The 18718-nt window shown below is 45.4% G+C and carries 24 protein-coding genes; 9 read left to right on the forward strand and 15 right to left on the reverse strand.

From position 1 onward, the window contains the following. Nucleotides 1–251: 251 nt before the first annotated feature. The 10 genes from ABNN70_RS12615 to ABNN70_RS12660 all read right to left on the reverse strand — a co-directional run bounded on the left by ABNN70_RS12615 (nt 252) and on the right by ABNN70_RS12660 (nt 11157). Complete coding sequence (locus ABNN70_RS12615; protein WP_353949439.1) at nt 252–1367, reverse strand: glycerol dehydrogenase; 1116 nt, start codon at nt 1365–1367, stop codon at nt 252–254. Nucleotides 1368–1402: 35 nt separating this feature from the next. Continuing rightward, the gene (locus ABNN70_RS12620) at nt 1403–1525 is read right to left on the reverse strand and encodes a hypothetical protein (RefSeq protein ID WP_353947986.1); all 123 of its coding nucleotides are present in this window, start codon (nt 1523–1525) and stop codon (nt 1403–1405) included. Between the two features lie 42 nt (nt 1526–1567). Further along, the gene (gene dhaM, locus ABNN70_RS12625; RefSeq protein ID WP_353947987.1) at nt 1568–1939 is read right to left on the reverse strand and encodes a dihydroxyacetone kinase phosphoryl donor subunit DhaM; all 372 of its coding nucleotides are present in this window, start codon (nt 1937–1939) and stop codon (nt 1568–1570) included. Next, on the reverse strand, nt 1932–2507 hold the full coding sequence (dhaL, locus tag ABNN70_RS12630) for a dihydroxyacetone kinase subunit DhaL (protein ID WP_353947988.1): 576 nt from the start codon (nt 2505–2507) through the stop codon (nt 1932–1934). The genes dhaM and dhaL overlap by 8 nt, the downstream gene beginning before the upstream one ends. A 13-nt stretch (nt 2508–2520) precedes the next feature. Continuing rightward, on the reverse strand, nt 2521–3510 hold the full coding sequence (dhaK, locus tag ABNN70_RS12635) for a dihydroxyacetone kinase subunit DhaK (RefSeq protein WP_353947989.1): 990 nt from the start codon (nt 3508–3510) through the stop codon (nt 2521–2523). Nucleotides 3511–3732: 222 nt separating this feature from the next. Beyond that, nucleotides 3733–4155, reverse strand: a complete 423-nt coding sequence (locus ABNN70_RS12640) for a CBS domain-containing protein (RefSeq protein WP_353947990.1) — start codon at nt 4153–4155, stop codon at nt 3733–3735. A 164-nt stretch (nt 4156–4319) separates the two neighbouring features. Next, nucleotides 4320–8552: an acyl-CoA dehydratase activase-related protein gene (locus tag ABNN70_RS12645; RefSeq protein ID WP_353947991.1), complete on the reverse strand. Its 4233-nt coding sequence runs from the start codon at nt 8550–8552 to the stop codon at nt 4320–4322. Beyond that, the gene (locus tag ABNN70_RS12650; RefSeq protein WP_129929875.1) at nt 8549–9217 is read right to left on the reverse strand and encodes a TetR/AcrR family transcriptional regulator; all 669 of its coding nucleotides are present in this window, start codon (nt 9215–9217) and stop codon (nt 8549–8551) included. The genes ABNN70_RS12645 and ABNN70_RS12650 overlap by 4 nt, the downstream gene beginning before the upstream one ends. A gap of 205 nt (nt 9218–9422) precedes the next feature. Next, complete coding sequence (locus ABNN70_RS12655) at nt 9423–9818, reverse strand: DUF393 domain-containing protein (protein WP_353947992.1); 396 nt, start codon at nt 9816–9818, stop codon at nt 9423–9425. Nucleotides 9819–9840: 22 nt separating this feature from the next. Continuing rightward, entirely contained in the window at nt 9841–11157 is a 1317-nt protein-coding gene (locus ABNN70_RS12660) for a L,D-transpeptidase family protein (protein WP_353947993.1), read from the reverse strand. 405 nt (nt 11158–11562) lie between these two features. Between ABNN70_RS12660 and comGC the strand changes: the two genes are divergently transcribed. The 6 genes from comGC (at nt 11563) to ABNN70_RS12690 (ending at nt 13724) form a co-directional block, all read left to right on the forward strand. Next, nucleotides 11563–11901: a competence type IV pilus major pilin ComGC gene (gene comGC / locus ABNN70_RS12665; protein ID WP_353947994.1), complete on the forward strand. Its 339-nt coding sequence runs from the start codon at nt 11563–11565 to the stop codon at nt 11899–11901. Next, nucleotides 11882–12319, forward strand: coding sequence for a competence type IV pilus minor pilin ComGD (gene comGD, locus ABNN70_RS12670; RefSeq protein ID WP_353947995.1), 438 nt, complete (start codon nt 11882–11884; stop codon nt 12317–12319). The genes comGC and comGD overlap by 20 nt, the downstream gene beginning before the upstream one ends. Next, entirely contained in the window at nt 12303–12629 is a 327-nt protein-coding gene (locus tag ABNN70_RS12675) for a type II secretion system protein (protein ID WP_129929870.1), read from the forward strand. Before comGD ends, ABNN70_RS12675 begins: the two co-directional genes overlap by 17 nt. Further along, a complete protein-coding gene (locus ABNN70_RS12680) occupies nt 12626–13078 on the forward strand; it encodes a ComGF family competence protein (protein WP_353947996.1) in 453 nt (150 codons plus the stop codon). The genes ABNN70_RS12675 and ABNN70_RS12680 overlap by 4 nt, the downstream gene beginning before the upstream one ends. Next, complete coding sequence (gene comGG, locus ABNN70_RS12685; RefSeq protein WP_353947997.1) at nt 13071–13448, forward strand: competence type IV pilus minor pilin ComGG; 378 nt, start codon at nt 13071–13073, stop codon at nt 13446–13448. Before ABNN70_RS12680 ends, comGG begins: the two co-directional genes overlap by 8 nt. A gap of 75 nt (nt 13449–13523) precedes the next feature. Further along, nucleotides 13524–13724 (forward strand): YqzE family protein, encoded by a 201-nt coding sequence (locus ABNN70_RS12690; protein ID WP_353947998.1) that lies wholly within the window; start codon nt 13524–13526, stop codon nt 13722–13724. A gap of 83 nt (nt 13725–13807) precedes the next feature. Here the strand turns inward: ABNN70_RS12690 and ABNN70_RS12695 are convergent, their stop codons facing one another. Together ABNN70_RS12695 and ABNN70_RS12700 are read right to left on the reverse strand one after the other, a co-directional pair. Further along, nucleotides 13808–14563 (reverse strand): class I SAM-dependent methyltransferase, encoded by a 756-nt coding sequence (locus ABNN70_RS12695; RefSeq protein WP_353947999.1) that lies wholly within the window; start codon nt 14561–14563, stop codon nt 13808–13810. 95 nt (nt 14564–14658) lie between these two features. Further along, nucleotides 14659–15642, reverse strand: coding sequence for an ROK family glucokinase (locus ABNN70_RS12700; protein WP_353948000.1), 984 nt, complete (start codon nt 15640–15642; stop codon nt 14659–14661). Between the two features lie 169 nt (nt 15643–15811). Here ABNN70_RS12700 and ABNN70_RS12705 point away from each other — a divergent pair, with 169 nt between their 5' ends. Further along, on the forward strand, nt 15812–16651 hold the full coding sequence (locus tag ABNN70_RS12705) for a hypothetical protein (protein WP_353948001.1): 840 nt from the start codon (nt 15812–15814) through the stop codon (nt 16649–16651). 16 nt (nt 16652–16667) lie between these two features. Here the strand turns inward: ABNN70_RS12705 and ABNN70_RS12710 are convergent, their stop codons facing one another. The 3 genes from ABNN70_RS12710 to rpmG all read right to left on the reverse strand — a co-directional run bounded on the left by ABNN70_RS12710 (nt 16668) and on the right by rpmG (nt 17677). Beyond that, a complete protein-coding gene (locus ABNN70_RS12710) occupies nt 16668–16823 on the reverse strand; it encodes a hypothetical protein (RefSeq protein ID WP_353948002.1) in 156 nt (51 codons plus the stop codon). Between the two features lie 66 nt (nt 16824–16889). Continuing rightward, on the reverse strand, nt 16890–17453 hold the full coding sequence (locus tag ABNN70_RS12715) for a 5-formyltetrahydrofolate cyclo-ligase (RefSeq protein ID WP_353948003.1): 564 nt from the start codon (nt 17451–17453) through the stop codon (nt 16890–16892). A 74-nt stretch (nt 17454–17527) separates the two neighbouring features. Next, a complete protein-coding gene (gene rpmG / locus ABNN70_RS12720; RefSeq protein WP_129929863.1) occupies nt 17528–17677 on the reverse strand; it encodes a 50S ribosomal protein L33 in 150 nt (49 codons plus the stop codon). Between the two features lie 265 nt (nt 17678–17942). Between rpmG and ABNN70_RS12725 the strand changes: the two genes are divergently transcribed. Together ABNN70_RS12725 and ABNN70_RS12730 are read left to right on the forward strand one after the other, a co-directional pair. After that, nucleotides 17943–18149: a hypothetical protein gene (locus tag ABNN70_RS12725; protein WP_129929862.1), complete on the forward strand. Its 207-nt coding sequence runs from the start codon at nt 17943–17945 to the stop codon at nt 18147–18149. A gap of 8 nt (nt 18150–18157) precedes the next feature. Then, nucleotides 18158–18679 (forward strand): hypothetical protein, encoded by a 522-nt coding sequence (locus ABNN70_RS12730; RefSeq protein ID WP_129929861.1) that lies wholly within the window; start codon nt 18158–18160, stop codon nt 18677–18679. Nucleotides 18680–18718 lie beyond the last annotated feature (39 nt).

Here is an 18718-nt window from a genome sequence, read left to right on the forward strand (position 1 = left end):
TCGTGTAAAAGAAAACCCCGGTACGGCAACCGGGGTTATGCTTTTCAAACATGAGATTATTGGAAAGCTGAGAAGAAGGTAAATAGCAGATGGAGAAAAAAGCAGCCACATCTTGTACGTGATTATTTTTCGATTCACTTACAACCCAGCCGGACGCCGTGGCACAGACCAGATCCAGTCGGTAAAGTGATCATCTAATTTCGCATAACAAGTAGCCGCGACCTGCCAACCTCCATTCTTTCTTGTTTCGATCAGTCCAGTCCATGACGGGATTTGTAATCTTTGACATACGCATCCACACCTTTAATCGCCTGGACTACATCATCCGCTGTGACCGCAAACGGCATCTGGTGGATCGTCTCTCCAGGAGCCGTTGCTTTTTCACCGACTTTATAAAGCTCTTCATCCGTCGCTTTGTCAAGATGAATGTCCTTCAGTGTGATCGGCAGACCAAGATCGAGATAGAATTTAATGTAGCGTTCCAATTCATCAAATGGTTTGTTTTCCAGAACCAGCTGCGTCATTGCACCGTAGGCCACTTTTTCTCCATGGGTCAGGAGATGAACATCACCGGTTAACGCTGTAAATCCGTTGTGTATCGCATGCGCAGCGGCAAGACCGCCGTTTTCAAATCCGAGACCGCTAAGCAGTGTGTTAGCTTCAACAATAGCTTCGAGCGCCGGTGTGACGATTTTTTTGCGGTTGGCTTCGACTGCCGAAAGGGCGTAGTCAAACAGGACATTTTCACAGGTTTCAGCGATCGCCTTGCCGGCTAAAGTTGGCTGTTTTCCAGACATGGTATTATTGTGGCCTTCTGCAACCGCACGGGCTTCAATCCAGGTTGCCAGTGCATCGGAAACACCTGAAACCAGATAACGATTCGGCGATTCAGCAATAACGCGGGTATCAACTATAACCAGATCCGGATTCTTATCATAGTTTAGATAGCTGTCAAACGCACCATCGTCTGTATAGATAACCGACAGACCCGCTGTCGGTGCGTCGGCTGAAGCAACAGTTGGTGCACAGACAACCGGGGTACCCAAATGGTCAGCAACCGCTTTCACAGTGTCCAGGGTTTTTCCACCACCAAGACCGATGACGACATTTACTTTTTCTTTTTTGCCGACTTCGGTCAGCCGGTCGATTTCACGGAAACTGCACTCACCCTGAAACACTTCTTTGACAACCTTGATGTCGCCTTCTTTAAGCTGCGAAGTAAAGCCTTCAGCGGCGACTTTCCAAACAGTTTCGTCAGCTGCGACCAGAGCCTTGTCGCCTAACTTTTTCACATATTGATCCGCTTTCTTAAAGACGTCTTTCCCCTGAACATAACGACTCGGGCTGACAAATACTTTTTCCATAATAACTTCCTCCTCGTATAATAAGTTTGAAGTTAAGATTAATTGGCTTTAGCGGCCGTCTGCGGCAGCTGCGAATCATTCCGGCCGGTCCCGCACTGCCCTGAAGCAGCGTATCCCTCGATTCGCGTCTCTCGCAGTTGAATCACAAAATTCTTTTCCATTAGTTAATAATCTATCATCAGAACCTGTTCATTCTAAGACGATCATTTAACTTTAAGCGGTTTCAATTCAGATTCAATGGCATCCTCTGATGCGCCTGCCTGCAGCATCGCAGCCGCAACATAGGCCCCTTCGACAAAGGATACACCCTTAATCTCTAAGTTTTTATCTGTCGTCTCGCTAACGAGATCCAGATTCATCTTTGAGCTGCCCAGGTCATAAAAAGCCCAGATACGCGGCTCTTTAAATGACGCAACAACTTCACTGATCCGGTCGAAACTGGTTCCAACACCATTGTCTTCTGTGCCCGCAGCAGCTTTAATCGTCACATTCCCAGCAACTTCATCCAGCAGCCGCTTAACACCATCACCAATGTCGCGAACATGTGAAACCAAGAGAATACCGATATCACGCATGGTCAGCACCCGCTTCCAGGAACGCATGGAAAAGATAACCACTTGATTGAGCGCCTGGATCTATATGGCCGATGGACCGATCACCCAGATACGAAGCTCTGCCTTTTCTCGCCTTCAAATCTTTGGTCTGTTCAACAATAGCATCAATTTTTTCATGAGTCAGTGCATCTTCCGCAAGTGCTTTCTGAACCGGCAGCCAAACATCCAGCATCGTTTTATCTCCTGCTTCAGATTTCCCGCGATGAGCGATGGCTTTGGCACCCGCAGCAACCCAGGTAGTCCGATCATCCGTTTCAGCTGCCTTTTTAGAGATGGCCAGAAGAGCTGATCCGTATAACGGTCCTGAAGCTCCACCGACTTTAGAGATGAGGGCCATCGCTGCTTTTTTGAATATTGTCGGTATATCATCCGCCGGATTCAAACTCTTTAATAAGAAGTCTGCTCCGCGGGCCATGTTATTCCCATGATCCCCGTCTCCGATTGCAGTGTCTAACTCACTCAGATACACCTTATTCTCATGCAGTTTATCCGCAAAAAGCTCCAGCCATTTTTTTACTGCTTGATCCATCAGCTCATCTCCTTTACCATGCGAGTGTATGTGTTTCTCTCTTCAAATCGTCCAGCCAGCTTGCATCCTCCAGCTTGCAGAGGGTCAGCGAAATACCTTCCATATCCAGAGAGGTCATCAAAGTGCCAACCTTTACAAAATCAATCGTCAGACCATCTTTCTTCAGCAATTGTTCTGCATCCTGCCAGAAAATGTACTGTTCCATCAAAGGTGTGGCACCCAGTCCGTTAACAAGAACGGCGTAATGGTCTCCTTCAGACCACTGAAAAGCTGTTCGCAGCTTAGAAACAATTTCTTCAGCCAGTTTGCGGGAGGGTTTCAGAGCCTCGCGTTTGTATCCCGGTTCACCGTGTATGCCGACACCAAATTCAATTTCATTGTCGCCTAACTCAAATCCTGGCTTGCCTACTTCCGGGACTGTCGCCGCTTTAAGTGCTACACCCAGTGTCTTGATATTGGGCACGAGCCGATCGGCAATCGCTTTTATTTCGGATAACTGTTTACCCTTTGCAGCTTCTGCACCGAGTATTTTGTGAACGAATATGGTTCCGGCGACACCACGTTTGCCTTCTGTATAAGTACTGTCCTCAACGGCAATATCATCATCGACGACAACGGATTCAACACTGATGCCATCCGCTTCAGCCATATCTTTGGCCATCTCGAAATTCATCACGTCGCCCGAGTAATTCTTAATAACCAGAAAAACACCTTTTCCCTGATCTACCTGTTTAATTGCTTTATAAATCTGATCTGGAGTGGGTGAAGTGAATACCGATCCACAGACAGCTGCAGCAAGCATCCCGTTACCGACAAATCCAGCGTGCGTCGGTTCATGTCCACTACCGCCTCCGCTGACCAAAGCTACTTTGTCTTTTGGCAGGTTCGACCGATAAATAGCGCCTGTCTCGGGAATATTCTTCAACTGGCCGCAGCCTGCCGACACAATCCCTCGTACCATTTCTTCAACAACATCTTCCGGCTTATTTATGATTTTCTTCATTCTGTATGCCCCCTTTCATCTTCTACACTTTGATTTTATCGTGTATGCGGTTACAATGTAATGGACACATTTGCGAATGTGTCATGCCGGCAATAATGCTTTTCCGATTCAGAAAAAATGTTAAAAAAATAAACGATGGCATGTTTACGAACATACCATCGATAATTATTTTTATTTACGGAATGGTTTTAAATTTGATTTTAATTGTTCGCCTTGCCTGTTTCATATCGTTTCAGAATGTTCTTTTTTTCGTAAATCCATCAGGTAAGAAAGGATTTCGCGTCTCCTGATAATGCCGATGAATACCCCGAGATCATCTACAATAGGAACAAAATTATGAGAAAGAGAGTTCTCAAGGATATCTTCAATTTCTACATCAATGGAGATAGGTTGAATGTCCCTGTATCTCTCGACAGAGCTCAGCGGAATATCCTCAGTATCCTTAAAATCGAGATCCTGGTGATTTTTTAATTCCCACAGCAGATCCCCTTCTGTCAACGTACCGATATACTTCCCCTTTTTATTCAGAATCGGGATGGCTGAGTAGCGATAATGTTCCATTTTCTCCATTGCCTGTCTCATCGTCCAATGATCGTACACGTACTTCACTTCGCTTTTCGGAGTAATCAGGAAAGCTGCGTTCATATAAATTCTCCCCTGCTTTCATCTGTTTTTTAATCACATCTGAAAATACCTCTGATAATCATATTATACAGGAAAACAAGATCAAATGTTGATAGCGCTTTCATAATTAAGTGAAGAAAACATGCCGTCAAATTATTCCTCTCTGCCGGCATATTTTCAATATATTACTCACCCGCATGCTGTAACATATTTGATTTGGCAACACTGATCATTAATTTAATCCGGTTAATCTGGTTGATCTGGCTTGATCCGGCGTCGTAGTCAATGGAGACGAGATTGGCATCCGGATGGTTTTTCTTCAGCGCATTGAACATGCCGCGGCCAAGAATGTGGTTTGGCAAACAGGCAAAAGGCTGAACGCAAATCACGTTTTTACAACCGGAGTCAATCAGTTCGGCCATTTCACCCGGAAGCAGCCAGCCCTCGCCCATCTGGTTGCCGATGCTTAATATTCCGGAGGCTTTCTTCGCAATCTCGTCAATGCGTTTTGGCGGCTCGAAGCGTCCGCTTTCTGCCAGTGCACGACGGACCGGTGTCCGGTAATGCTCAATATATTGAGTGGCAACGTCTCCGATCAGGACCGGCACTTCGCCCTTTCCAAAATGATCCCGGCGGAATGTGCGATTATACAGTCCATAGAGGAAGAAATTTACAAAGTCTGGAACAACGGCTTCTCCGCCCTCGGACTCAATGGTTTCAATCAAATGGTTATTGGCAAATGGGCTGAATTTAACATAAATTTCCCCGACAATACCAATTTTCGGCTTTTGTTCTGAGTTTACAGGGATCTGATTAAAATCGGCGATGATAGCGCTGATTGTTCTTCGATACTTATTCATCGTAAATGTTTCCAGCAGATTGGAACAACGGGAGAGCCACAGGTGAAACATTCTGTCGGCTGATCCTTTTTCTTCTTCATACGGCCGGATGGCAAATCTGAGCTTCAGAAGCAAATCACCAAGGCAGGCAGAAACGACCAGCTTTTTAACAAGCGGCAGGGTAATTTTGAATCCTGGCTGCTGATTAAGAGCAGTCGAATGATTGAGTGAGATGACCGGAACATTGGCGAAACCGGCGCTGATCAGCGCCTTTTTCAATAACGCCAGATAGTTTGTCGCCCGGCACCCTCCGCCTGTCTGAGTCAGAATCACGGCGGTCCTTTTCAGATCATATTTACCGGATTTCAGAGCCGCTACCAGCTGTCCGACGGTCAGTATAGCCGGATAACAGGCGTCGTTATTGACATATTTCAGACCTTCTTCGACCTGAGCGGTACTCATCTTTTTCAGCACTTCGAGGTGGTATCCGTGCAGAGCGAAGGCTTTCTCAAACAAAGCAAAGTGAGCCGGTATCATCTGCGGAGCCAGAATCGTATATCCTTTTCTGTCTTCTTTGCTGAAAACAGGTGCAGGTGAGGGAGGACCGTCAGGAAGTTTCTGGTCCGGCTGACCTTTTCGTTCTCTGATCGCCGCTTTCAGAGAGCGAAGTCTGATCCGTACAGCGCCGAGGTTGCCGTTTTCATCCATCTTAATCCATGTATACAGTTTATGACCACGTTCCAGTATTTCCTGAACCGCTTCAGTTGTAATAGCATCCAGACCGCAACCAAATGATGTAATCTGAACAAGTTCAAGATTCGGATGCTCGTTGACAGTCTCTGCAGCACGGTACAGCCTGCTGTGATAAGTCCATTGATTCACGACACTCCGGGATACTCTTTTTTTCGCGAGGTGGCAGACAGAATCTTCTGTCAGAACAGCCATATCCATCTTCGCAATTCCATTTGGAATGCCATGATTCACTTCGGGATCCAGATGGTATGGATGCCCTCCAAGTACAATTCCTGTCTGACCTGAATGTTCAAGCTTTGCTACCACTTCTTCACCCCGGTGGCGGATCCAGGCATGAAAAGCCATGTCTTCCTTTTTGGCTTTACTCAGAGCTCTTCGTAATTCGCTGTATGGAATATCCGGGAAGCAGGCATGCAGTTCACGAGTCAGCGCCGACGGTTTATCCAGTGAAACAAATGGCTGAATGAAGCGGATCCCTTTTTCCGCAAGAATATCCATATTGACGCGTATCACTTCAGGGTAGGAGGAGACAATCGGGCAGTTATAGTGGTTATCCTGATCGACACTCTCCTGTTTCTCATAAACAACCGCAGGATAAAAGATGATGGATACCCCTTTTTCGATCAGATTAACGATGTGCCCGTGTACCTGTTTCGCCGGGTAACACACGGCCTCTGACGGTATGGTTTCCATTCCCTTCACAAAATTTCGCCGGCTGGACGGATCAGAAAGGACTACGCGAAATTTCAATTCGGTAAAAAAGGCATGCCAGAAGGGGTAGTTTTCATACATATTCAGCACACGCGGGATGCCGATCGTTCCACGTATGGCGTCCTCAGCTTTAAGTGAGGGCCGGTCGAACAGAACATGGAGTTTTTCTTCCGCCAGATTTGGAACGGTAATTTTCTTTTTGGCCTTCCCTGCCCCCCTTTCACAGCGATTACCGGATATGAAAATCCGTTTATCAGGAAAGCGGGTAATCGTCAGACGGCAGCGATTCTGGCATCCTCTGCATCTCCCGTGATTCGTTTTAACAGTCAGCGAATCAATTTTCTGCGCTGAGAGCAGCGAGGAGTCCGCTTTTTCCCTGCTCCTTTCCCGGGCCAGAAGAGCGCAGCCATAGGCCCCCATCAGCCCGGATAAATCCGGACGAACCACTTCTTTCCCTGTCATTTTTTCAAAGGCACGAAGGACCGCGTCATTTAAAAATGTCCCGCCCTGAACGACAATATGGTCCCCCATTTCGTCGACATTTCTCATCTTGATCACTTTAAATAATGCATTGCTGACGACAGAATAGGCGAGACCGGCAGAAATATCGGCAATACAGGCACCTTCCTTCTGCACCTGGCGGACTTTTGAATTCATGAATACCGTACATCTTGAACCCAGTTCCACCGGAGCCTTTGAAGACAGGGCCAGCCGTGCAAATTCTTTGACCGAATACCCCAGTGTGTCGGCAAAGTTTTCAAGGAAGGATCCGCAGCCGGAGGAGCAGGCTTCATTCAGCATAATCCTGTCTATCGCTCCATCCTTAACCTTCATGCATTTCATATCCTGGCCACCGATATCAATAATAAAGTCCACATCCGGCTGAAATTTCCTGGCCGCCCGATAGTGAGCTATCGTCTCTACTTCACCACTGTCAATCTGAAAAGCCGCCTGAATCAATTTTTCACCGTAACCGGTCACTACTGAATTGGCGATATGAACCTGATCAGGCAGCTGTTCAAACAGCCGGCGCAGACCCTTTCTGACCGACTCAATCGGATTGCCTTTATTGTTGTCATAATAAAAATAGAGGATCTCATCATTCCGGCCGGTCAGAACAATCTTCGTTGTCGTGGATCCGGCATCAATCCCCAGGAAACTGTTCCCTCTGTAATTTTCAAGAGATCCTTTATGCACCCTGGCCCTGGCATGGCGCTGTTTGAAAGTTTCCCATTCTTCAGGGCTGTTAAATAGAGCGTCCTGTCTGCCGACAGACACGGAACGGCAGGCCTTGTTCATCGTTTCCAGCTGGCCGATGAACTTTCCGATATCGATACTGTCGTTCGATGAATCCGCCATGGCTGCACCTATTGCAACAAAATACTGACCATCATCCGACTCCATGACATGCTCATGTGTCAGATTCAGGGTTTCCATGAATCGATGTCTGAGTTCTGGCAAAAAAGTCAGCGGACCCCCGAGAAAGGCCACGTTGCCCTTGATCGGGCGGCCGCAGGCAAGTCCCGAAACCGTCTGATTCACAACGGCCTGAAAAACAGAGGCTGCAATATCCTCTTTGCGTACACCGTCATTCACCAGGGCTTGTATATCCGTTTTAGCAAAGACGCCGCAGCGCGAAGCAATCGGATAAATTCTTTCCGCCCCTTCTGCGAGTTTGTTTAACCCTGCGGCATCTGTCTGAAGCAGAGAGGCGATCTGATCAATAAACGCACCGGTGCCCCCGGCACAGGCTGTGTTCATCCGCTGTTCCATACCATGTGTCAGGTAGATAATTTTGGCATCTTCACCTCCAAGTTCAATCACGACATCAATATTCGGATTCCGTGCTTTCACCGCCTGAGTGCAGGCGACGACTTCCTGCACAAAGGGCACCCCGAGTTCCTCCGACAGACTGATGCCAGATGATCCGCTTGCATGAAGCTGCAGAACCGCTGATGGAAATTTTTTAAATAAAGAATGGAGCAGCTGTACAGCCGTTTTTTTGATTTCAGAAAAATGTCTGCGATAGGATTTGAAAACCAGTTTATGTTCCGGATTGATCGCTACCATTTTCGCTGTAGTCGATCCAATATCAAGACCCACCTGCAATTTCATGAATGATCTCCCTCCTGCCGGATGAAAACATGTGTTGTCAGAATAGATGGTAAATAAAAGCGAACAATATTTCTGATTTGTTCATCTGTAAGCGCATTCGAACCTTTGCTTTCTGAAAGTACTCCGTCAATAAAAACATAAGTAATGAGCGTTCCGACGAGACTCCGTGCGGCGATTTCAATATTGTCGATGGTGACGCATGGAGACTGATTGGCCTTCATCAGTAGTTTTTCGACATTATTCAGACCACGCACAGGTACCGCATCACGAAAAAGCCGGGCAAGTTCCGGGAACTGTACCACTTCAGCCACGACCATTCGGGCCAGTTTCAGATAATCGACCTGCATAAAATGGTCCAGAAGATTCCTGGAGAAGAGTACAAGGGATTTTTCAACATCAGGAGGAGTTGAAAAATCCAGTTTTTTTAACATTTCTGAGCATGCATCGTCAGACAAAAGAAAAAGTTGATGTTCAATCACATCGAACAGTAAGTCCTCTTTACTTTCATAGTAGGAATAGATCGTTTGCTTGGAAACGCGAGCCTGTTCCCTGATTTCATCAATACTTGTTGCGGCAAAACCTTTTTCCAGAAAGAGCTTTTTGGCTGCCTGAAGAATCTGATTCTTCTTTTTTCGGGCTCTTGAAGATTGAGCATTCCGGTTCATAGCCTCACCCTTCTATCACATGACTTGATCGGAACTGTACCGTTCAGTTTGATTGTAACCCATTTCATTCCAGATAAACTGAGAATCAGAATTTGTTCCTTTTATTGTCATATTTTTATAAAAACCGTTTTCGCACCTGAAAATCCCCACAGGTGAAAAAAGAGAATCCTCTGATCAGAGGATTCTCCTTCTTTTGTACATTTTGTCACTTCAGCCTGCAATTTTCATCCTTACATCTGCCGACCGGAATGATGTTACGCCGGGTAGCAATCCAGTCATAGAGCCTGCTGCCCAGGCCCATTTTATTCAACAAATAGAGAACCGGCCAGGCTGGTAAGAGCAGCGGAACCCGTAATGTGATAGCCATAACGGCATCTATGCCTGAAAATATTTCCGATGTTTTCCCGCTAATGACATGCAGACGCTTTGCCAGATTCTTTCCATCTACAGCCAAATCCTTCAGATTTTCCTGATCTCTGAAGCCAATCAGCTTCAGTCTGCTTAACCAGTCCAGCTTTTCAAGATGATTTTTTATTCCCACACACAGAGGACACCAGTTATCATATAGAATGAGCAGTTTATCGGCCGTTTCATGATTCAACCTGATCCCTCCGTAAATCTTGTCAATAGATAATCACCGGCTCGTTCTGTTCAAGATTTTCATAGACGGTCTTCATGACAGCCGGCGGTGTGTTGACACATCCTCCGGAACCGTTATGAATATAGGCATCCTTCGCCCAGTTTTTGCGCCATCCGGCGTCATGGAATCCACATCCGCTCATGGTAAAAGGCGCCCAGTAAGAAACCTTAACTGAATAATTCGGATTCCCCGCCTCACTGCCCTCAAGTGTTGAGGGGGATTCTTTGTACATAATATACCATAATCCCTTTGGTGTATCCTCTCGGGTATCATGTCGTCCTGTCACCACGTGGGTTGTCAGCACCATTTTCCCGTTTTTATAAATCCAGATACGCTGATCTTCAATCGATACTTCGGCATACGTATACCCTATCCCGTTATTCTCAGTGGTATGATAACCAATTCCATAGGTGCTGTAGCCGACACCGTAGACATAATAGGCACGCAATGATTTTTCGCCTGACTCAAACGCCTTTTTCAGGCGGGCGCTCTCTTTGTCCACATCAATTGTCCATCCATAGGATTGCCCTTTAACTGTGATGTTCTTTCCTGAATGCGTCCGAAAGGGAAAGTTTTTATGCAACGTGGACTGGGAACGGTTGATTTCCCCAATCTTAGCACGTAAAGGCTCGGGATCAACTTTTACTTTTAAATCCTTCGTAACCGAAGCATTCCTGATCAGCGTCTTTGCAGGTAACGGGTATTTTTTATTCTGTACCTGATAAACCACAGTCCGCTGAAGTAATTCCTGTAACGACTTCATTTCCTTCTTAACGGTCGGGCTGTCTGCTGCAAGCGGCTGAAGATACACGGGTTCCAGATGGATATCACTGTGACTGGATTTTTTGTCAAAACTATCCAGCATTTTTTCGACATCAAACTGGTTGCCCTTTTTGCTTTTTGTGATGATCACCCGGCCGTTTACCAGTGAAGCCGCAGCATCCACCGGTGCCTGTCTTTTTTTATTCAGCGAGTTAAGTTTCGTCTCTGCCTGTTTTCTCAGCGTCTGAATCCGGTTCTGATCCGCTTTGGCAGGCAATACTGTAAAGTGATTTTCTTTCGAGGAAGGCCACCAGGTCTTTTGCTTATTCAGAAGCTTTTCTATCTCAGGCAAATCTTCAGATGAGAAGCCTGTTTCCGTATCAGCGCCATTGAAAATCCTCTCTTCGCCAATATAGATATCATTTTTCAGATGGACATTTTTTAGCTTATGAATCACATCATGCTTATTCAGTCCGCCGACCTGAATGCCGTTAATGCTGACATGTCTGTTAAAATGAGTGGACTGATAATAGGTCACCCCTGCAAGAATCAGTACCGCAGTAAGGACGGGAACTGCTATGAGTAAAACGGTTTTTCTTTTGATTTTTTCTCACCTCAGGTTCGGAATAACTATTAATCTACCCTGTCTATTACAAAAAGGTTTCACTGGTGTAACAATATGTCTACTTTAATCGTTTCCAGTTTTTTTAACAAGTCTGATAGATCAAGTTGTTTCATTATTGTTCACAGTCCCGACACAATTTAACGAAGGAAAACGAGATGCTGATGTCAAAGTATTAGTCTGTACCCCAAATGAACCTCGTTGTTTTATCTGCCCTTATGATTTTTGCTCATTCCCCAACGATCATTTCTGTTCATTTTCCAGAGCTTTAAAGCCGCCCCCCCTCCCCAAAAACAGTCACTGTCAAAAGGGGTTTTATTGATGCTGAACAAAGTTCGTCAACTGGTTCTTACAACGCAGCGCGGGTTCACACTGATCGAAATGATGGTTGTATTGATGATTATTTCCATACTTCTTCTGATCGCCGTTCCGCAAATGACAAAAACACAGGGGGTGGTTCAAAATAAGGGCACAGAAGCTACTGTTGAACTCGTTCAGGCACAGGTCGCTGCATACAAGATGGATCATGACGGGGCTCTGCCTCCGGACCTTGATACACTGATCACGGAAGGCTATCTTGACACCGTGACGACTCCGGACGGTGCGGCGTTAACGTATGATGCGACAACAGGTGATGTCCATGCCCCCGTATCAGACTAAAGGCTTTACAATACTGGAACTATTAATTGTTCTGTCTGTTATCAGCATTATTGCCCCCATCTCTTTTCTGGCATTGTCCCGAACCGCAGACGAACAGAATATGAAGCATTTTTCAGAGGAGCTGCGCGAGACGATAAGTGATGCACAGATGGATGCCATTTCTTCATCCACCATGATCAAAATTATTTTTAACACAGATCAGGATTATTTTTCCGTACTCAAAAATCGGAAAGAAACCAAAAAGCCGCTGCATCCACGGCTGTGGATGGCGAGTAATTTAAACAAAAAGACGATTTTTATCACCTCTCAGGGAACTTTTTCTCAATCAGGGACCTATGCTTTTTTTCTCGGAAATATTCGATACGAGCTGATCATTTATCTTGGACAGGGGAGATTCAGAATTGACAAAACAAGCTGAACGCGGTGTATTTTTTACAGAAGCAGCCCTGTCCATTTGTATCCTCACGATCGTCATCCTGATGCTCTTGCCGGTCATCCCTCATGTTTACAGAGAACGTCAGGTGATTCAGCAAAAAACAGAGGCACTGCAACTCCTCCGTTATCATCTCGTCAGATGGAAAGCCTCGCCTGAGTCCATTCCTGAGCCTGTTTCCAGCTATCCTTTTGACCTGAAATGGGAGAAAAAAACCGGGAAGGAAGCCATTCTTTCCGTCAGCTGGACTTATGACAACCGGCACTATCAGTTACGCAGTGAGGCAAGAAAATGAAAAAACAGGATGGATTCACACTCCTGTCGACATTATTAGGACTCAGCATATTCTCGGTCGTCCTCCTGCTCGTGACCTGTGCAGCAGGAATACTGGCCAGCCGTTTTCAGGATGATGTCGGCCTGAGAAAAGAAATCACTATTTTCCTTTCACAGACTGCACTGGAACTGCATCAATCAAATGCGATCAGCTGTTCAGATGGCAACAGGACGCTGATTCTTTTGAAAGATGATCAGGAAATCACGTACAAACTTGATTCAAAGGGTCGGCTGGTCCGGTCCGTTGACGACAGAGGGTATGAGATTGTCCTGCAAAGAATAAAAAGCGTGCGGTTCGACACCGATGGCAGATACCTGTTTATTCATCTGGTGGATCAGCAGCATCGATCTTATTTTCTGGTAGACAGTACTTATCTTGGTAAGGAGGCAGTTAACAATTCCCTTGACTAATCAGAACGGTTTTATTCTCCCGGTCACCTTGTTCGTTTCAACACTTCTGATCGCTTTCGTTTTTCACGCGATTTTTCTGATGGCAAGTGACCGAAATTTTTTTCAATCCTCTTACGCTCATTTTCAGATTCAGCAGTTAAGAGAAAATGCACTTGCCGAGATTGGGGAACGCGTACGCAGTACATCACTCCCTGAAAGCGGACATTTCAGCTATGATTCCGGTACTGTGACCTTCACAGCACTGAAAAGCAGTGAACAGGTTGCTGTCACCTTTACGGTTTACTCTGGACAGAATACGGAAACGGATCGGATGATTTACCGTCTTCCTGACGGCCAGCCTGTCACCTGGTTTGAGAAAACAAATCCATAATGCTTCTGAATGTATGAACACTTACAAAAATGGACACGCTGTATCCAGAAAAACTGATGAAAGGACTCTTTCGTTTTGAAACCCGAAGAGTATGTAAAGTTTCTTACGGAGCAGTTTGTCCGTTATATGGAGCGGCCGCGTGCCGAACGGAAGCAGACGAGACAGGAGCATCGAGAGCAGCGGCTCCCTGTCAGAAACCAGCTTTTTGGTCAGATTCCGAACGCGATCGAGAGTTATGTGGCCCGATTAAAACCATTTTTTTCAAAAAAGAGATAACAGAAAAATCCTGTCTGAAGATGACCAGACAGGATTTTTATTTATGATAGTAGGGACTTTAAAAAGGTTCAGAAAAACCAGGCTTATGACGACGGCAATTTGCCGGTTGGCCAGTTTTTCTTCATAGCATGATATATTCTGTAGTTCAGTACACTTTGGTATGTGTTTACCGTCGCAAGATGTCCCATCCAAATTTTCAGTGCTTCCTCATTCAGATGTTTCGTAATTAAAGAAAGAGGAAATTCCGATATCTTCTGACGAAAGAAAAAGTCCTTTCCTTCCAGAACATATACTTCAGAAAATCCACTCTTCTTTAACTGGTTTTCCCACTCCGTCGTTGTATACAAATCCGGAACACCATAAAAATCACATATCTTTCTTTTATCCTGTTCCGGAAGTTTCTGTTCCACAGTCATTTCAACAGCAAACAGCTGACCTCCTGAGCGCAGTACACGAAAATATTCCGGAAGTGACCGAGGCAAATGAGTAAATGCAGTAACAGATTCTGAGAATAGCCAGTCAAATGCCCTGTCCCTGAATGGCAGTGATTCTGCTGATCCATGTACCACGCGAAACGGGTTCAGAGACTGTTCGGATCTTTTTTTTGCGGCTTTCACCATCTGAGGATGGAGATCGATGCCAGTTACTGAAGCTTTTGTTTGATCTGCAAGATATTGAGCTGTTGCTCCGGTCCCGCAACCGATATCCAGAACGTCATCGACAGCCTGAATCGGCAGGGTCCGAATGATAGCTTCACTCAGGCTTCGTCCACCCGGATGCGCATGATCCACACCTAATTGAGCCAGAAAATCAATATATCGGTTCTTTCGTTCATTCACAGCACCATTCCCTCCATCCTGACCCTGCTCCTTAGTTGACAGGATATGATCGGACAGTATGGATGGTGAATGAAGGATAAAGTGCCTGCTCAGTATCAGGCTGTGTGCATCTGTTTTATTTTTGTTTTAGACAGCCATGCACCGCCAATGACTCCGGCATCATTCCCCAGTTTGGCAATATCGATTGAACAAGCTTCTGTAACCCTGGGCAAGGAATACTTATTGAAATAATTTCTGAGCGGAACAAGCAGTGTATCTCCTGCGTGGGAAACACCGCCGCCAATGACGATTTTTTCCGGATTAATCACGATGGATATTGCGCCAAGCGCATAACCCAGATAACGTATTGCTTTATCCGCTACGGCTGCGGAAAGCGGATCATCCTTTGCTGTACAGTTAAAGACATCTTCAGCGGATATGTCGCCTTTTTCTTCAAATATATCTCGAAGAATACTGTCGGAATCATTGTAGTCAAGAGCTTCCAGTGCAAGTCGCCGGATACCGGTAGCTGATGCGACCGTTTCAAGGCAACCCTTTTTCCCGCAATTACAGGGTGCACCGAATTTCGGAACGACGGTGATGTGGCCAATCTCACCTGCCATACCGCTGGCGCCATGAAGAATTTCACCGCCGCAGATAATTCCACCGCCTACACCGGTACCTAAGGTGACACAAATGATATCTTTCGCACCCCTTCCGGCTCCCTGCCACATTTCTCCCAAAGCGGCCATATTGGCATCATTATCTATAATGACAGGTAATCCCGTTGATTTCTCGAGTTCGTCCTTGAGTGGATAATTTTCCCACCCGATATTCACGGCTTTATAAATAAACCCGGTATCCATATTAATAAAACCCGGTGCACCCATACCTATTCCTCTTACCTGCTGCCGGTCATAATTCAGCTGGGCAAGTTTTTTCACAATGCTGGTGCTGATATCCCCCGTGATATGGCTGCCATTATCAATCGTGTTGGTCGGAATGGCCCATTTGTCAATCATTTTCCCATTATCATTAATTAATGCCATTTTGATTGTGGTACCGCCTAGATCCACACCAATATTAATCATTTCCACCATAATGATCTCCACCTTTAATATTTACCTCATTCTTCTATTTTTACTCATATAAGGTGATTTGCCAATGGTAAATCATTAACATTTTAAACAATCGTCCATTAGACCGGAGAGACCGGTCATGATTCCCCGCCCTTTAGAATATGCTCGTACTATAAGGAGGTCAGGCCTGTTGCGTCACTTTTTCCGGTTCACCCTTATCGCTGCATTTATCCTTCTCATTCCAGTCTTACTGATCTCCAGAACGGCCACGTTTCAGGATAGACCGGCCATTACCTATTTTCCTGCTACCGGCAGCATCACCTTCAACCAGGCCGAAACGCGGCTGAAGCAGGAAAACAACCGTGTGAACTGGAGCGTCGGATCGAGCGTTAATCGCCGCGTTTACCTGCTTCAGGATTTCTCTATATTGTACAAAAACAATCGATTGATTGCTATTATAAATCATTGGGAGAGAAACCGGATTTCGCTTTTTAAAAGCCGGTCGGTTAAAATCGACCCGGGTTTTTATGAAAGTCTGAGCATGCATCAGGCTGAGGTACACGAAGATGACTTGATTTACGGGAAAATAACACGATCCGCTGACAGGATCTATGCCGGACAAATCGGCGGCAAGCTCTATACCTTTAAACAGGCCCGGTCGAAACGGGAAATAAAGCTGAGGCAGAGTTATCATAATAAGATTAATAAAGAACAGTCTGATCTTCTGGCAGAGGCTGTAAAACAGTATGGGATCGCGCGCGAAAAATACCACGTCTTTCCGCTGTCCGAATTATTCTCAAAATCATCAGATGAAGTCTTTCCATCATCAGGTGAAGGGGCGCAGCGAATCAGTGGCCAATTGATGGAGGGGATTTATACAACAATGGTACGGGGAATTCAGACACCGGACGGCAGACTGCAGTCTCCGGTCGGAAGTTTGATGCCTCTTTTACTGATCGGACCGGATCACCTGCTTGTTGTCATTCAGACGTCTAATTATCAGATTGCACTTCTCAGACAACAATTTTAAATACAGAGAAGATGGGTCAGGTTTTCAGAAAATGTTGTTCTCTGACCTGTTTATACAGGTACCGACCTCCGAGCATGAACAGCACCATCTCAAAAAGAACTTTTCTTCTGCAGAAGATATAAACGACGATAATCAGAATTAAGAATTCAGGAAGCCACCCACTTTTTTTCATATAGAAACATCCTCTCAGCTGAATCATACCGGTTTAGTGTGCCACATACCGATTCCATTCATGCGCTCAGGGGATGATGACTTCCTTCTCTGTTATCAGCATGCCGACCCTCTGATCATGGGCTTCCACAGGGATACCGCTGCAGAGCTGACAGGATAAAAGTAAGGAGAGCGTTTCTCCGCAATAATCGCTGAGGAAGCGGTCATAGTAACCCCCACCGTATCCTATTCGATACCCTTTTCTGTCAAAAACAACACCGGGGACAACCGTCAGATCAATTTCTGATGGAAAGACCCGTTCAGATTTTTCGGGATCAGGTTCCATTAGGCCATAAAAACCCCGCTGCAACTGATCAAATGAACTCAGTCTGTAAAATTGAAGTATTTTGTGTTTTGAATCGCATTTGGGTACGACCACATGCTTATGTTCTTTCCATGCACGACGGATAATCGGACGCGTTTCCACTTCACGGCCCATGGAGAGCGTGAGTGCCACCGTTCCGGTCCGTTTCCACTGATCAGCCTGAAACAGGGATTCACGGATCTCCCGGCACTGGTCATCAAAAGATTGATCACTCATTAATTTCAGCTGGTTAAGCACGCGTTCACGCCATTGTTTTTTTGTCTTCAATAGGATCCTCCCGGTAAATTAAAGCCGCAAACCACCTTATGAAAGGCATTTGCGGCTTTCAAGTTCAGGAAACCTTATTTGGTTTCGCGATAAAGGACATACCTTCTCAGCTTTGGGCTGTATTTCTTTAATTCCAGACGTTCCGGATTCTTTTGTTTGTTCTTTGTTGTAATGTAATCACGATCGCCGGTTTCCGTATTTTCAAGAATGACTTTTACACGCATGCTTATATCCCTCCAATACTCATCTATATATCGATATAACAGAAACATACAATTCATATTACCAAATATCATGACGGGGTTCAACCCCCATGGCTTCTTCCATTTTCGCCATTATTTTCAATTTATTTTACATTCTTCTTTCTTTTTCCCTTATCTTCTTCCGCAGCAGACCAAGTTATGATATAAATGGTATGTTAGTGATTGATATTGGCCGGTAATCCGGCAATAGAAGTGTTATGCTTTAAAAAGTATTGGGGGGGTTTAAATGGGTTATGTTATCTTGATTCTGGTGATAGCCGGTCTGATCGCACTGGGCGTGTCCTATTTCAAACAGGACCGTGTGAAACAGGTAGAAGGTCAGCTGGAAGAAAACTCAATCACCATGATGCAGGAACTATATAAGGTCAAGAAAAAGATCCGTGTTCTCGAAGAGGAAGTCATGGTCGGAGACCGGAAAAATTTTAAAGGGTGAATGAATAAGTGACGAAAAACGGAATACGTGGATTCGCCGCCGGGATTCTCGTTGCAGCAGCTGTGTTTGCATTCTTTTACTACCTGATCTTTAATGAGGGTGAGTCTCAGTCCGCTAAAGTGGTCAAACAAACTCCTTTGACAGAAGCAACAGTTACCCAATACTTAACGAATCATCACCGTAAAGCGATAGATATTGATGCCTGGAACCAGTGGCAGGCAGATATGAAAACAGCAACATCAAAAAATAATCAGAGTGATAAGAATAATAACAGCAGCGATAAGAATTCAAAAGCGAAACCCGATGTTAAATCATATAAACTGAATATCAAAAGTGGTATGACGCCAGGCGACATATCAGGCAGTCTGGTCAGTGCCAAGGTTATTAATTCGGATAAGAAAAAAGCTCTTGACAAGTATCTCCAGGATAAGAAGCTGGAAAAATATGTTCAACTTGGCACATTTACTGTTTCCAGTGATATGTCGGTTGAAAAGATAGCTCAGGTTATTACGAAAAACCATCAGAATTAACAGGCAGCCGTACGGAAGAATTTCCGTACGGCTGTTATT

This window comes from Sporolactobacillus sp. Y61, assembly GCF_040529185.1.
GTDB lineage: Bacteria > Bacillota > Bacilli > Bacillales > Sporolactobacillaceae > Sporolactobacillus.

Excerpts from the sequence above, each read along its gene's own strand:
- ABNN70_RS12620 (WP_353947986.1), bottom strand. The coding sequence starts at position 1,525 with ATGGAAAAGAATTTTGTGATTCAACTGCGAGAGACGCGAATCGAGGGA.
- dhaM (WP_353947987.1), bottom strand. The coding sequence starts at position 1,939 with ATGCGTGATATCGGTATTCTCTTGGTTTCACATGTTCGCGACATTGGT.
- dhaL (WP_353947988.1), bottom strand. The coding sequence starts at position 2,507 with ATGGATCAAGCAGTAAAAAAATGGCTGGAGCTTTTTGCGGATAAACTG.
- dhaK (WP_353947989.1), bottom strand. The coding sequence starts at position 3,510 with ATGAAGAAAATCATAAATAAGCCGGAAGATGTTGTTGAAGAAATGGTA.
- ABNN70_RS12640 (WP_353947990.1), bottom strand. The coding sequence starts at position 4,155 with ATGAACGCAGCTTTCCTGATTACTCCGAAAAGCGAAGTGAAGTACGTG.
- ABNN70_RS12645 (WP_353947991.1), bottom strand. The coding sequence starts at position 8,552 with ATGAAATTGCAGGTGGGTCTTGATATTGGATCGACTACAGCGAAAATG.
- ABNN70_RS12650 (WP_129929875.1), bottom strand. The coding sequence starts at position 9,217 with ATGAACCGGAATGCTCAATCTTCAAGAGCCCGAAAAAAGAAGAATCAG.
- comGC (WP_353947994.1), top strand. The coding sequence starts at position 11,563 with ATGCTGAACAAAGTTCGTCAACTGGTTCTTACAACGCAGCGCGGGTTC.
- comGD (WP_353947995.1), top strand. The coding sequence starts at position 11,882 with ATGCCCCCGTATCAGACTAAAGGCTTTACAATACTGGAACTATTAATT.
- ABNN70_RS12680 (WP_353947996.1), top strand. The coding sequence starts at position 12,626 with ATGAAAAAACAGGATGGATTCACACTCCTGTCGACATTATTAGGACTC.
- ABNN70_RS12700 (WP_353948000.1), bottom strand. The coding sequence starts at position 15,642 with ATGGTGGAAATGATTAATATTGGTGTGGATCTAGGCGGTACCACAATC.
- ABNN70_RS12710 (WP_353948002.1), bottom strand. The coding sequence starts at position 16,823 with ATGAAAAAAAGTGGGTGGCTTCCTGAATTCTTAATTCTGATTATCGTC.
- rpmG (WP_129929863.1), bottom strand. The coding sequence starts at position 17,677 with ATGCGTGTAAAAGTCATTCTTGAAAATACGGAAACCGGCGATCGTGAT.
- ABNN70_RS12725 (WP_129929862.1), top strand. The coding sequence starts at position 17,943 with ATGGGTTATGTTATCTTGATTCTGGTGATAGCCGGTCTGATCGCACTG.